The sequence below is a fragment of the Paenarthrobacter sp. A20 genome, from assembly GCF_024168825.1.
Taxonomy (GTDB): Bacteria; Actinomycetota; Actinomycetes; order Actinomycetales; family Micrococcaceae; genus Arthrobacter.
On the sequence record NZ_JALJWH010000001.1, the window covers coordinates 3,743,299 to 3,757,779 of the forward strand.

The following is a 14,481-nucleotide window of genomic DNA, read 5'->3' on the forward strand; positions in this document are numbered from 1 at the left end:
TCCTCACCTCGAATAATCAGGGACCGCGGCGGAGGAAGAACGCAGGTAGTCACGAGCTTCTATGAACGGCGCCAAGGGCGGAGTGAAGTACATAGTTCCAGCAATCCCACCCCTTCGAAGGGTCGCGCCAATGTGAACCGGCGGGACCAGACCCGAAGCCGCGATCGAATCCACGTCAAATCCGAATGGAACACCGCGTTGTCTTAACGCCGGGATCCTAAGGTTTGGATGCTCTGTCCACGCTATGTCGTACATGGATTCCGTAAGCCGACTCATGTCCTGCGGCGTTCCTACCGAACCCGGACTCATACACGGAGCAGCGGCAGCCGAAACTGCACCAAGACCTAGCGTCTCCATCAGCAGGCTGTCGCCTCCGCTGTACCCCAGGAGCTCGCGTTCGCTCCTGCCTACGAGCCGGATGGGGACATCCGAGATCGGCGGAAGCGCGGTACGGAACCAGCGGCCGGGAGCACCAGCGACTCTGATCGCAAATTCCTTCTCATTCATGGACATCGCCGTGAGAATTGAGCTTCCAGGTACATCGGCAGCAGCCTCGCTGACTACTTTTGCAGCGGCCATGGCAACATGCAGGAAATGGAAGTCGGCTGACACCAGATAGCCCAGAAGAGAATGAACAGCAGCATTGTCCCAGGAACCACGAACCTTGATGATGCGCTCCTGGATGGCCGCCCTAAAAATGTAGCCGGCGGCGTTCTGCCGCCCATGCATTTCATCGCCCATGGACAAGGCTTCGACCATCATTGGCATCAGCGCGATGGGTGCCATACGCACGTAATGCCCCAATGCGGGTCCGATGACATCGCGAACGAGTTTGAGGTTGCTGTCTACGCATGCGTTCCAGGAACCAAATGTTAGTGACTCCGCGTGACCGCCCTCGTTCAGACGGCACATTGCAATTCTTCCGGACGTTCGATCACGAACAACCAAAACCGGCATGGACGCGCTGCAAACACCTGTCAACGACCCGACAGTGCCGTGATCCTGGCTCGAGGCAAGTTTTATTCGACCCGATCTGATGCCGGCGTCCGCTTCATAAGGATTTGAGGCGAGGCCTTCGAAGATGGAAGCACCGATAATGGCTCCTCGTTGGCATCCGTCATAGTCCTCCCAATCCATGATTGGTCCGGAGACAAGGACCATATTCGCCGACATATCGGGCACTGTGTCGATCGCGCTCACGACGTCAACCAGCTCCGGTTCGACACTTGCCATGGCTGAGGTAGCAATCGTGTTGGGACTGAGCTTGGTTGAAAGGCGTGGCCCCATGGACGTTGTAGCAGTCAAGAGAGCTCCTAGTAGAGGCTTCAATCTGGGAGCTGAAGGTCTGGAAGCTGGCTTCCCAGCGAGAACCGCGCTTTCCAGCGTCAGCAGCTAGTCCAACTTTACATACAAACCGACCATGTGGTTTTCTTTTCTTGGCAGCACACTCCGCTCGCGTCGAACAGATGCGAGTTGGGTGCCATCAGGCCGAGAACAGCGACCCCCATCTATCGGGCCGCCAACCGGAGGACGAAATTTTGATCTACAACAGCGCTCACGAAATTGCCCTGGACGACTGCTTTCTTCGCATGGATACTCTTGTTCCCGGCTCGGAGTTGTTCCTGAAAGTTGAGGGCCTGAACGCCGCAGGCTCCATCAAGTTGAAACCAGCGTTGGCTATGGTTGAGGCCGCAGAGAGGCGTGGTGAGCTGCAACCCTACTCTCAGATTGTCGAGTCCTCTTCGGGAAACCTGGGCATCGCACTTGCCATGGTTGCAGCCAGCAAAGGTTATGGCTTCCTATGCGTGGTCGATCCCAACGCCTCCCGACAGAGCATCGGAACGATGCGCGCCTACGGCGCCACAGTCGTAGAGGTCGCCACCAGAGATGCAAACGGCGGTTATCTCGGAGCCCGTGTCGAAAAGGTCAACTCCCTTCTACAGGAGGATCCAAGTCGTATTTGGCTGAACCAATACTCAAATCCTGCAAATCCCGCAGCACACGCTTCCACCACTGCCACACAGATTCTGAGTGCTATTGGCCGCGTCGACTATCTCTACGTCGGCACGGGAACGGCTGGAACTCTTATGGGTTGCGTAAAGCACTTTCGTCAGTACTCGCCAAAAACCGTGATCGTTGCAGTGGATTCAATGGGCTCTGTGACTTTTGGCGAGCAGGCTGGCCCACGCCATATTCCAGGACTCGGCGCAAGTCGGCCCAGCTCGCTCTACCGCGAGGGGGCCCCGGACAGAACTTCGCTCGTTGCCGAACGTGACGCCGTGTCGATGTGCCAAACGATGGCCAAGCAGCATGGAGTTCTATTGGGCGGGTCGACAGGATCAGTTTTGGCAGCAGTCGAGATGGACAGCCACAGCATCCCAGCCGGCTCCAAGGTCGTAACCCTCTCTCCCGACTTGGGCGAGAAGTACATCAACACCATTTACAACGACGACTGGGTCGATATGAAATACGGCCTACTTGGCTCCTCGGAAGCCATCGCCGGAGAACCTAAGAGCTATGGCAAGGGCAAAGTCGACCCCACCATTCATCCACTGCAAGTCGTGTAGGGACTTCTGCATAGCATCCAAACGTGAAGCACCACTTCTCTAGCTCTTCCAAAGACCAAAAGTGTACGCAAAGGCGGAATCAAAGTTCTCATGACTTCACATAATCCCAGCACTGTTCTAGCACCGCCAGAAGCAGAGCTGATCAATCTTGTAGTTGAACGGATATCCAAGCAGTTTCCCTGGTATGCAGAACTCGCCAAGACTGACGCCCCTTCACTTTCCACCCTGCCGTTGATCAATCAAGCCATTCTTGAAAAGCATTATTACCTGGAGACACAGGTCCCGAACGGAACGGATACATACTTCACGTCAGGAACCTCCGGCGGAACTCGGAAGCGGATCCTGTACGGGGAAGACGATGACAACGCCTACGTCGCTCAGCGGCGCCAACTCTTCGATCGCTTCCTTACCGGGGTACCCCGCGGGTCAAACGCTGTCGCTGATCTGGGTACCGGTCATGCAGCGGCATCTGCCAGGAGAATCTTCGAGGAGATGGGCCTTCAGTCCTTTGACATAGACTTCCAGCGGCCGATCAGTGAACACATCAGCCTGCTGAATGAGTGGCAACCTGACGTACTCTTCACGATGCCGATGATCCTTGACCAATTGATGCAGCAGTCAGCCGCGCTGCAAATAAGCCCACGCAAAATCATCGTGGTGGGAGATCTCGCTACAGCGGCGTGGCGTCAAAGAGTGGCCTCGCATTTTGGGATTCAGTTCAATGACGTTCTCGATCTCTTCGGGTCAATCGAAATCGGTGCGATTGCGTATTCAGACGCAACGACTGGCCGCTACAAATTCCATTCGCACATTATCCCAGAGTTAGTGAACTACGAGGAGGTGACACGAGGCCATGCGCGAGGCAGCCGCAGCGGCTCTGGAATCCTTGTGTTGACTTCAATTAGCCGACGTTATTTCCCGGCGATTCGTTATGTGACGGGCGACTCAATCACCGACTTGCGCAAGGAGACTTCGGGCGAATGGACCTTTGAACGTATCGAAGGCAGGCAGGTCGGAGATTTCAAGCATGGCGAACGTATCAGCAGTCATGACCTTTGCGAGGCCATGGCCACCGTATTCCCCGCTCAGCCTTTTGAAGTACTCGACGGAAATGCAATGACTATCCGCGTTGTGGGTAGCGTTTCGGATAACCAAAGGAAGGAATTCCGTCGCTACGTGCATCATGCCTCCCCTGATATCGCCGTCATGACAGATGCAGGACTCGTAGGTGAAATACTCATCCAATCCGTTAACTCATCGGATGCATTGGTCAGTGGCGCCAAGCGTCGTTTTAACGTTCGCAGCTCCTGATGTGCGGCATTGCAGGAACAGTTACCTTTGACGGGTCAAGGGTAAGCGACCGTTTCACCGAAACGGCGTGCGAGGTGATGAAACACCGCGGACCGGACGAAGTTGGATACTTCAATGCCCCGGATGCAGCTCTCGGAATGTGCCGCCTATCAATCATCGGTTTGCATGGTGGTAGCCAACCTCTGTTCAGCCGCGATCGTTCAGTGGTGTGTGTCGTCAACGGTGAGATCTACAACCACATGCAGCTGAGAGCCGAGCTGGAGCGCTCGGGCTACGACGTCGATGGCACAAGTGACGTGGCCGTGATTCCCGCCCTGTACCAAAGGTACGGCGATTCTTTCGTCACGCATCTCCATGGGATGTTCGCTATAGCGCTCCTGGACATAAATCTACAACGAGTCATTCTGGCAACAGACAGAACCGGCAAAAAGCCTTTGCTGCATGCAACCTCAGCTTCCGGACAGCTCGTTTTCGCGTCCGAGATGCAAGCCTTGCTGACACATCCAGGCATAGGACGTTCCACATGTCCCACAGCGATTGATGCCTACCTGAGCTATAGAGTCGTCCCGGCGCCCGCGACGATATACCAGGATGTCAAAAAGGTACCGCCGGCCACCTTGATATCGCTGGAATCATCAGGCACGCGCACTTGGCAGTACTGGGATTTTCCATTTACAGCTGAGCTTCAGGACGAACCCGAAGAAGAACTTGTAGCCACGATCGATGCCCTGCTGCATCAAGCTGTTCAGGATCGTCTGGAGTCAGAAGTTCCATTGGGTGCCATGCTCTCCGGCGGCCTCGATTCCAGTTTGGTTGTTGCCTTGGCTGCGAAAAAGTCGTCAGAACCTCTGCACACCTTCTCCGTGGGCTTCGATCACCCAGACTTCGACGAGTCGGTATTTGCAAAGGAAGTCTCCGACTACTGCTCCACAATTCACCACAACGTGCAGTTGAACGCATCACACGCAGCCGCAAGCATCGACCGGATCCTTCGTCACATGGGTGAACCCTATGCCTTCCCGTCCGCCATCGCTTCCGATGCCATGTACGCCTTGGCTAGGAAGACGGTCGAAGTAGTCCTCACCGGAGACGGTTCTGACGAAGTATTCTGCGGATACAGGCGCTATAAGTCACTCCTTTCACTCCCCCACGGGAACTTGGCGGATGACTATGAAGGCATACTGGTCGACGGTCTCAGCCAGGCGAACAAAGCACTTCTGTATTCAGATTCAATCAAGAATGCGCTTGGCAACTTCCCTGAAAACCATCTGTCTCACCGGTTCGAGCTGACCGACAGAAAGAGTCCACGACTAGATCGAGCGATGCATGTCGATGCCCGGTTCTGGCTGCCAGATGCCCAACTGGTGAAGATTGATCGCATGTCCATGGCAAACTCCATAGAGCCGCGGAGTCCTTTTCTGGATCATCGACTGATTGATTATGTTGCTCGCATTCCAGCAGCACGCAAGATGGTTGATCTAAATGAAAAGGCTCTGCTCAAATCCATGGCGGTCAACTACCTCCCATCAAGTATCGTCAACCGACGAAAACAGGAGCTGGCTGTCCCTCTTGAGGGTTGGCTGACCACATCACTTCGACCTGCAATTCAGTCAACGCTGCTGTCCGAGGAATCTCTTTCACGGGACTATTTCGATGCAGATGCTTTGCGCATCTTCGTAACCGACTTCAGGCCCGAAAACGCATACGCCCTTTGGACACTTTTCATGCTTGAAAGATGGCATCTACTCCAAACCGGAACTCCCGACCCGATATCCGTCTGAAAGGACTGCTAAATGAAAACTCAACCCATTGGTGAATTCTCGACGCCTGCTGAAGCTGCCCGCTTGAAAGGTAAGTACGACCACGAGCGCATGCAATCAGAGCTTCGCACAGCTACCCGTGAATCCTGGAGCAAGCAACGTTCATATAACGAACACGGCGTTGGAGCCGAAACCGAAGCCGACTGGCGTTGCCTGGCGTTGAGAAGCCCAGGCGGGGACCCCAGCCGGACCGATCCCGGTGGACCCGGCCCGGAACTTTTTTCCGACACAAAATGGATGTCAGAGTTGCCCTACCTGCGGGAGGTTCTCAACAGCATTCCCGCGCCGATGCATGCCGTCCGTCTCATGGCACTTGGTCCCGGAACCGTGGGAATGACCCACGATGATCCGAAGTACAGCCCAAAGTACGGCGTCCTGAGACTGCATATACCAGTAGTCACCAACCCCGACGCACGGACCATTCTCGACGGAAAACCTCACCACTGGGAACCTGGCGAGTTCTGGTTCGGAGATTTCAGCCGGCTGCACCACGTAGAGAATCTTGGTCCCGAACACCGCACGCATCTGGTGATGGATACCCTTGCAGTGCCAGGCACGGCGTCACTCTTTCCAGAAGAATGGAGCGAATACTTTGCCAGCGGTGATGTCCTTTTCAACAGGCAGCCTTCTCCCTTGCGTGAAGACGAAATGCGCAAGTTCGAATGCGACCTCAAGATTCCCTTTGGTTTCACTCTCTGGGAAGAATATTGGCCCTTGGAAGGCCATGCCGACGATGAACAGGCCAGCATCCGACTGGATGCCTCCGGCCTCGCTCTATCACCAACGGATGGCCAACCGATCGTATTGGTGCATGTTGGGGATGGGGAATTCAGGTTCTCCGGCTGGAGTGAAGAACGCACGATTCAATTGTTCCCGGGAGGTCCCAACCCGACAGCCGTTCTACGGCTTCGGGCTGGCCGCGACGTAATCGAGCGCGTCATTCCGATTCGCCCCACGCCATGACCGCTCAGTCGTCACCTCCGAGGGATCCAGTCGTCCTGGTCGTCACAGACCTTGTCGTCTTCCGGCGCCACACTGCGCTGATCGGCGAGATTCGACGCCAAGGATGCGAACCGGCATTCATCTTTGGTCCAGAGACGGATCCTCAGGAATTGGCAGCATGGAGAAACTCCCCGGGTATGCCGCTTGCTGGACTCGATTTGATCTTCCATGTCACTGATACCGACCTCGTATCCCTCATCCATCCGGTTCGTGAAATTCAGCGCAAGTTTCAGATTGCCGGGCTCATTTGTTGTGGCGAGGTGTTTGTTGAAGCGGCCGGGGTCCTGAGCGAGTCGCTCTGTCTCCCCGGCCCCGGCAGCCATGCTGCACGTGTAGCGCGGAACAAGGCACTACAGCGCCTCAGTGTTCCTTCGCTGTCACCCACATGGCATCTTATCGGTACGGACAGGGACACAACCTCAGCTTCTGGCATCGCATTCCCGGCCATACTCAAGCCCACAGGCCGGATGTCCAGTTCAGGTGTCTATGAGGTGAGCTCCCAGGAACAGCTGAGGGATCTCATCGAGTCATATCGACCCGATGAAGAACTCTTGCTCGAATCCCGAGTGAGAGGGCAGGAGTACTCAATCGAATCAGTTGTCGTTGCCGGAGTGATTCGTTGGGTCGGCGTGACTGCAAAAGATACGAACGAGTCAAGCACCAGCTATTTCACCGAAGTTGGTCACACCTCCCCCGCGCATGAACTTGACAGTAGAGATATCGAGACTCTTCTGGCAGCCAATGAACTGCTGCTGGAGCAGATAAAGCTGTGCACAGGCATAAGCCACGCTGAATTTCGAATGACGCCGTCAGGACCCGTTCTCATGGAGGTCGCGGCCCGTCCTCCGGGAGATGCAATCTCAAAGCTATGGCTCTTGGCAACAGGCATATCCTTTGAGGCGACAATGGTGGCCCTGGCCCTGGGGCTGGAGCCAGAGACGCGGCATAGCGTGCGTCGAGCTCGACAAGTGTTCCTGGATCAGCCGACCGGTGTCCTGCAATCAGTAACGTGTGAGGCTGACGTCCCGGTTACGTGGATTCACGAAAGCCACATATGGCCGGAATTTGAACCCGCCGCACCTGATGCGCCGGCCAGATTATGCGCTGTCATCGTAGGCAAACGACCGGGCGATCGCGTTGGTCCCGTGCGGGACTCATCAGAACGTTGCGTATCAATTGTCGTTGATTGCGCATTGGACGAAGACATTGCGGCCATTACGGAAAATCTTGCCAGCTACGTGCAGACCACCTATACGGATACATCGGATGTCAGGAAGCTGACAGAGGTGCCGTCTTGATCAACAGTGAAGCCTATTTTAGCAGCCCAGTAGGTTCGGTCGGATCTCAGAGATGGGCCGAACTCGCCGGAACGAGCTTCATGAGTAGCGAGGAATGGCTGACATACTGCGCCTTGGAAGCGGAGTTCAGTGGTGCAATCCATACCACCGGCCCCAACGGGTTGGGGGCCGTAGCTGTCACTGCGGTCGACCACTGCAGCAACAGCCTCTATCGCTGGGATCGTATTCTGGCTGAACGGGGCTTGGCCTCCCCACCACCATGTGGTCTTCATATCGGACCGGCCAGAGGCTATCAAGGCGACTTCCTCTGCGAAGATACGGATGTCATTCCCGATCTAGTAGCACTCGGCCAAGAAGCTTGCCAGGAAGCTGTACCCCGGAAACTCAATCGGAAAGCACCTGTTCCTTTCGTGGGTATGTACCTCAAGGACCACGACGTAAACCACCTGACTTCACACGGCTTAGGCTCAGAACCACTGTTGATCGCCTTGGATGCCTATATCCCGGTTCGCGGTCAAAATCTTGACGAGTTCGCAGAGGGACTACCTCGAAAGCGGAGACACACAGTGCGAAAGGAACACGGGGAGTTCCTGGACGCCGGCTACGGAACCACCAGCACCCTTCTCAAGGACAGCACTAGGACGGTCGCTGAGTTAAATGTCGAGATGCAGCTCCGCCGAGGCATCGTAGACGACGTTGACGTAACCCAGGGCCTCTTCCAGCAACAGGCGGCCATTTTTGGGGATAAGGCACATGTTGAAATCCTTCACGACAAGGACGGGCAGAGCGTTGGGTTCATGCTCTGGTACGACAAAGGTGACACCCTTTACGTTCGAGCCGTGGGCTTCAAGGAAGACAAACTGGTGGGCGCGTCGGAGTACTTCAACCTGACCTACTACTGTGCCATCGAGATAGCACAAGATCGAGGACTCAACTGGGTCCACGCGGGTATCGAGGCTTCCAAGGTAAAGGCAATAAGAGGGGCAGAGCTGCGTGGCTTGTGGCTTGTGGACTTGTCAACGGACTCGATCCTACTGCCTTATTCCGACGACATCCGACTGAAGAATGGACAATTCATACAGCAAGCAGTATCGACATCACCCCAGGTGGGGGATGCTCTCGTGGGTGGCGCGTCTCTACTCCTCTAGTACTCCCACGGACCCACCTGACCCGATTGAACATACACCGCAGCCAAAGGCAGTCAATAGCCAATGAACCCCCTAAGCAAGCACAAATCTGTGAAGTACGTTTGGAACAGATTCCCATCCATGCTGCTCGACCAGACCGCAGGCTTCATCATTCCTGTATCCGTCTACGCTCAATCAGGCAATGTGGCTCTTTCCGGGATTGTATTCTTGGTGCAATGGGCTCCAAGAGTGCTATCAACCGGATTGTTAGGAACCCTGCTCGATAAATACACCAGTCTTAGAATATTCGCCACCTCGGATCTTGTCCGCGGACTACTTTGCCTTATTGTTGCTGTCTCAGACTCGATGGTGACACTCTTCCTAGGCGCTGCTCTGCTGATGTTCTTCGGTGGCATCGCGGTGCTTGGTATCGAGAAGGTGATTTCGCTGGATGACCTTGATTCCAGAGAGGTTAGCCAGTCCCATCAACAGGTTGCACTTCAGCTCACGCAAGTAGCAGGGCCACTACTCGGTGGGATGTTGATTCTCTTCCTACAGCAAAAGCTCACGTTCCTGATCCTCGCTGGGGGCTTTGTTATTTCTGCGCTGTCGGCGATCGCTTTCCGGACGACGAAGGCTCAAAAGGGCGACGCAAAGGCACGTCGTGCCGTCCATTCATCCCTGTTTCTTGGAGTCCTCCAAGTCTGGCGTAACAAGGGACTTATGAAGCTTCTCAGCATGGGCGTGATGGTTAATTTCATAGCCGGATTGGGATTGGCAATAGCGCCAGCGGTGGTGATTGGCGAGTTCGCCGGAAACGAATCCACGGTGGGGATGGTTAGTGGTGTTGGCGCTTTGATCGGAGCCGCCTCGGCGATCAGCCTCGCGACGTACGTAAGTCGGGGAGGCAAGATATCCCTTTGGATTGTCAAGGCCAGCTTCATTCTTATGTTTGTCTCGGGGCTCGGGATGGGTTTGGCTGGCAATGCCATCATCTTTGCTGCGGCCTTTGGTCTCTGGTCAGCAGGTTTAACTGTTTTTTCCGTTTGGCTCAGAACCGAACGATTGAAGATCGTTCCCGCTGCCGAAGTTGGGAGTACCATTGGGGCTTTTGTTGCTATCTTGTTGCTCTCGGTACCGTTGTCGGGCGCCGTTTTGGCCCTCTTGGGCGGACTAATGTCACCTCGGCTGATAATACTGCTATCGGTAGCCCTCGTGGGACTAGTGGTTGTCCTAATGTCTATTCGATACGGCATGCTCCGGCATGCCCGTGCTGCATCCGGGCAACCTCGCGAGGAGGATTCTATTGTGCAGCACTGACCAAGGTGACATAGTCCGGTTCTGTTGACGTCAGCCACGACGCCGGTGCTTCTCATTGATAGCGGGGCTTCGCCTTAGGCCTATCCCTTCAGTAAGCGGATCGATTGCTCAGCACAGCATCGCTGCCTCACAACTGGCTCAACCAGGCAGCTCTCCCGCGGCGATGCAGTCGGCGGCCAGCTTGTCAGTGAGGTAATCCCCTACGACAGTGGCGGTAGTTCGCCATACGTTCTGGTTATCGTGTGCCTGGACTATTGCTGTAGGAATTGGTCTGAGCTGCGCTGGTCGTTCCTCATACGTTTCGCAATCCTTGTGAGGATGGCGGCTGCTCTATGCGCGGCGGCTAGCCTCTGACTATGCTGGTCTGATCGGTGCCATGAGGTTGACCCGGAACGATGCCTTAACGTGCAGGTCGTCACCGACGACGGCACAGCGAAGCATTGCGCGTCAAGGGAGTCGGTTCCTCGTGAGAGTCTGCTGATGGACAGCATCTGTTCGGAGTGTTGCACTCGATGATGCCCGAGTACCAATTCGACGCGCTGACCGCGCTCCAGGAGCACCGTCACAACACCGTGCAGGCCCATGACGTGCCGCTTCACAGCCGCAGGATGCAGCGCCGCCCAGACGACCAGCACAGTCACGACCGATGAGAGCACCATAGCCATCATTCCGATCGGCCCCTCAGCCCAGGGCAAAGCAGCTCCAGGCAAACCGGCAAAGAACCGTGCCAGCCCCGCAACCATCCCCGCGCAGGTCCCCGCAACGGCGATCGGCACCACCGCCAGCCAGGGCAGGACCGTGGCCAGCGGCGCAGCGATCGTCCCAAAAATAGTCACCGGCGCCACCAAAGGACCCGCCGCCACGTTGGCGATCAGGGCATACGGCGTGAACTGAGGCTGAAGTGCCACAATCACCGGCCCGCACAACAACTGCGCCGACAAAGGCACCGCAATTCCGGCAGCCAACCACCGTGGTACCCACAACGGAATCCACGACGCAATACGGGTGGCAAGCAGCACAATCCCGAGCGTAGCCAGAACCGACAAGAGAAACCCCACGTTGGCTGCCATGGCCGGGTCCAGCAACAGCAGAATCGTCGTGGCGAGGCAGAGGAAAGTCAAGGACCGGCCCCGTAATCCGCCCGTCAGGGCAGCCAAGCCCACAGCTCCCATGACCGCAGCCCGCAAGACACTCGGGTCCGGCCCAACCATCACGACGAACGACAACAGACCGCACGCAGCGAACGCCCCGGCGGCCGGGCGTACCAGCCGGAAGCAACGCGCCAACAAAATGAAGCCACCCAGGATCAGGCTGCAATTGGCGCCCGAAACGGCGGTTAGATGTGTCATGCCCGTGGTCTTCATTGCGGTTTCCAGACTTTCCGGGAGCGCACTGGTGTCGCCTGTCACCATTCCCGGAAGCAACCCGGCCGAGTCCTCGGGGAGCCACTGTGCAGCGGCTACAAACCCTTTTCGCATGTCGGCCGCGGTTTGTCGGACATCGAACCCAGAGCCCGTAACGACGGGACCAGAGGACGCGTTCAGAAGGGCAGCTTCCGATTGCCCCTCCCTCACCTGTTTGAGCGCACCGGTTGTCCTGATCCTTTGCCCTGGCCGGACATTCTGCCATCCGTCGCCGCCTGTGATGACGATGTCGGCAGATCCTCGCACCACGCTTCCCTCGGACCTGAGATCAATCAGGCTCGCATTCACCATCCATCTGTCGTCATGTGAATGCCCCGGTGAACGCGCCGCTGTGGGGCTGCCAGTAATGAGTACATGGATCACAACCCCATCATCGGCGGCCACCGCCGGGGCTAGTGGCCCATTCTCACGGTTGCCGGCCGAGACCCCGCAGTGCACCGCCACAGCGGCTCCCAGAACGCAGGCAAGAGCGAGGGTCGCGAACAGAGTTCTGCCCCGTACTCCGGACGGCCTTTGGCGGCGCCCCAACACCAGGAACACTCCGCCCATCACGGTCAGTGCACCCGCCAAAGCTGCAGACCAGGATGCACCTATGAAGCCACCCGCCAGCGCTACGGACCACGTCACCATCACAACAGGAACGAGCCTCAGGTCAATGCGCTTTCCCGATTCCGGACCACCCAGGGATTCAGCCACCCTGCACCGTCACAAGGTCCTTGAGCGACTCCATGAGCTTGGGCCCTATCCCGTCAATGGCATCAAGTTCGTCCACCGATGCGAAAGCTCCGTGCTCTTTCCTCCAGTCGAGAATTCGCTGGGCAGTTACGGGCCCCACCCGAGGCAAAGTCCCCAACTCTTCCAGGGAGGCTGTGTTGAGATTGACCTTCGTTGAACCTCCACTCGAGTTGCCGGTAGCAGCGCCACTGCCGGCAAGCGCGGACGGGGCCGGCTGCGGCGCCTCTCCTACGACCGGAACGACGATTTTGACCCCGTCGTTGAGCACCTCCGCAAGATTCAAACCGCCGAGTTCAGCGTTGGTGGCTGCACCCCCGGCGGCATCTATGGCCTGAAAGACGCGGCTACCCAGCGGAAGGGAAATAACGCCGGGCTTCTTAACGGCCCCTGCAACATGAACCAGGAGGCTCCCTTGAGCCTCCGATCCCGCTGGCTCCGGCGATTCTGACGGATCCGGCGCTTCCGGACCAACCGACGTCGACGAATCCAACGGTTCTGATGTTGGCTGGCCCAGGGAAGACTGCCACAAGTGCCACACAATGAGACCCGCCGCTACGACAGCCAGGAGTACCGCCACCCGCCAGGGAGTCCGCCACCGAAGCCGGACACTTCGAACGTGGGCGCCGGGTTCTTCATGGCCAGCTGAGCCGGGCGGATCTTCCGCTGGCAACTCCAGGAGCGGCGAGGTCTGGGTGTCCCCTGCCATTCGCGAGGCAAAGCGTTGCCGGACTGCCTGCGCTGCGGCATCTGGGGAGGTATCCCGGCTCAGGCGTGGCATACAACGAGCCTATGGCTGCCGCCGCTGCCACGAAGGGGACGCGGTGCCTTATGTGGATAAGACGACCCAAGGGTCAGTCTGTTGGCGTGCTGCTCTCCCCCACGATGACAGCAAGAACGCCCAAGCCAGCATGTGCCGCCAGGACGGCCGGGAGCGCGCTGATTTGGGGCGCGGGACAGTCGGGGCACATTTCGTTCAGGCGGGCAGCCAAGGCTTCGGCCTCCAACTGGTTGCCAAAGTGGTGAACTGCCAACCTTTGCTGTCCGGCCGGGCGGGACGCTACGTCCGCGGCCACGATCTCCTCCAAGCGGGCCACGGCACGCACGGCGGATCGGACCTTCTCCAGCGGAACGATCCTGCCGCCGTCGACCGCCAGGATGGGCTTGATGGCGAGGACTGTCCCCAACAACGACGCTGCCGCACCGATGCGCCCACCCCGCCGGAGCTGCTCGAGGCTGGGCACGTAGAAGTAGACCCTGGTACGCTCCATACGCCTCTCGGCGAAGCCGCGAACTTCTGCTGCCTCCTGCCCGTCGGCGGCGGCCACCACAGCGCTTTGGACACCCATGCCCTGTGCCATACCGACCGTGCGCGAGTCGATGACCTCAACCGGGATGCTGACGCGGGCAGCGGCAAGCCTCGCGGCATCAGCCGTTCCGGAGAGCTCGGAAGAAATGTGAATGGAGACCACGGACTCGAAGCCGTGGCGCTGGGCAGCGAGATACGCCTGTTCAAACTGCCCGGGCGATGGCCGCGACGTTTTCACCGAAGCACCGGAAGCGAGAGCCAGCGACAACGTTTGGGTGATGTCGTCTTCGCCCTCGCCGTAGATTTCGTTCCCGACCATGACGGGCATGGGAACAACTGCAAGGCGTCCGTCGGCGGTAAAGGCCGACACCCAGTCAGGCGGCAGTGCAGCTGCTGAATCGGTGACGACTGCTGTCTTGACGACGGCGGCCAGCGGCTCGACAACGGATGTAACCGGGGCAGTGGGTTGCCTGAGGCGCGCCACTCTTTCCTTGAGCCATATCCATGCGGGTGGTTCTCGCTCAGGCACGCAACCTCCAAAGATGATGGCTGGCCGCCGGCACAGTGCCGG

Annotated in this window: 11 protein-coding genes; 7 read left to right on the top strand and 4 right to left on the bottom strand. The window is 57.5% G+C overall.

Annotation, left to right across the window (positions count from 1 at the left end; translation table 11 throughout):
* Positions 1-3: 3 nt before the first annotated feature.
* Positions 4-1,200, bottom strand: a complete 1,197-nt coding sequence (locus J3D46_RS17230; protein WP_253468291.1) for a DUF1116 domain-containing protein — start codon at positions 1,198-1,200, stop codon at positions 4-6.
* Positions 1,201-1,538: 338 nt separating this feature from the next.
* Between J3D46_RS17230 and sbnA the strand changes: the two genes are divergently transcribed.
* From sbnA to J3D46_RS17265, 7 genes are all read left to right on the top strand, one after another.
* Positions 1,539-2,567, top strand: a complete 1,029-nt coding sequence (gene sbnA, locus J3D46_RS17235) for a 2,3-diaminopropionate biosynthesis protein SbnA (RefSeq protein WP_231339996.1) — start codon at positions 1,539-1,541, stop codon at positions 2,565-2,567.
* Positions 2,568-2,657: 90 nt separating this feature from the next.
* Positions 2,658-3,878, top strand: coding sequence for a hypothetical protein (locus tag J3D46_RS17240; RefSeq protein WP_231339997.1), 1,221 nt, complete (start codon positions 2,658-2,660; stop codon positions 3,876-3,878).
* Positions 3,878-5,659 (top strand): asparagine synthase (glutamine-hydrolyzing), encoded by a 1,782-nt coding sequence (gene asnB, locus J3D46_RS17245; RefSeq protein ID WP_231339998.1) that lies wholly within the window; start codon positions 3,878-3,880, stop codon positions 5,657-5,659. Before J3D46_RS17240 ends, asnB begins: the two co-directional genes overlap by 1 nt.
* Positions 5,660-5,749: 90 nt before the next feature.
* Positions 5,750-6,661, top strand: a complete 912-nt coding sequence (locus J3D46_RS17250) for an aspartyl/asparaginyl beta-hydroxylase domain-containing protein (RefSeq protein WP_253469244.1) — start codon at positions 5,750-5,752, stop codon at positions 6,659-6,661.
* A 176-nt stretch (positions 6,662-6,837) separates the two neighbouring features.
* The gene (locus J3D46_RS17255) at positions 6,838-7,998 is read left to right on the top strand and encodes an acetyl-CoA carboxylase biotin carboxylase subunit family protein (RefSeq protein WP_231340000.1); all 1,161 of its coding nucleotides are present in this window, start codon (positions 6,838-6,840) and stop codon (positions 7,996-7,998) included.
* Entirely contained in the window at positions 7,995-9,146 is a 1,152-nt protein-coding gene (locus J3D46_RS17260; protein ID WP_253468292.1) for a peptidogalycan biosysnthesis protein, read from the top strand. The genes J3D46_RS17255 and J3D46_RS17260 overlap by 4 nt, the downstream gene beginning before the upstream one ends.
* Positions 9,147-9,266: 120 nt before the next feature.
* Complete coding sequence (locus tag J3D46_RS17265; RefSeq protein WP_231340002.1) at positions 9,267-10,445, top strand: MFS transporter; 1,179 nt, start codon at positions 9,267-9,269, stop codon at positions 10,443-10,445.
* A gap of 251 nt (positions 10,446-10,696) precedes the next feature.
* Here the strand turns inward: J3D46_RS17265 and J3D46_RS17270 are convergent, their stop codons facing one another.
* The 3 genes from J3D46_RS17270 to J3D46_RS17280 form a co-directional block, all read right to left on the bottom strand.
* Positions 10,697-12,565, bottom strand: a complete 1,869-nt coding sequence (locus tag J3D46_RS17270; RefSeq protein ID WP_231340003.1) for a ComEC/Rec2 family competence protein — start codon at positions 12,563-12,565, stop codon at positions 10,697-10,699.
* Positions 12,558-13,382: a helix-hairpin-helix domain-containing protein gene (locus J3D46_RS17275; RefSeq protein ID WP_231340004.1), complete on the bottom strand. Its 825-nt coding sequence runs from the start codon at positions 13,380-13,382 to the stop codon at positions 12,558-12,560. The genes J3D46_RS17270 and J3D46_RS17275 overlap by 8 nt, the downstream gene beginning before the upstream one ends.
* A 73-nt stretch (positions 13,383-13,455) precedes the next feature.
* A complete protein-coding gene (locus J3D46_RS17280) occupies positions 13,456-14,439 on the bottom strand; it encodes a DegV family protein (protein WP_231340005.1) in 984 nt (327 codons plus the stop codon).
* Between the last annotated feature and the right edge of the window lie 42 nt (positions 14,440-14,481).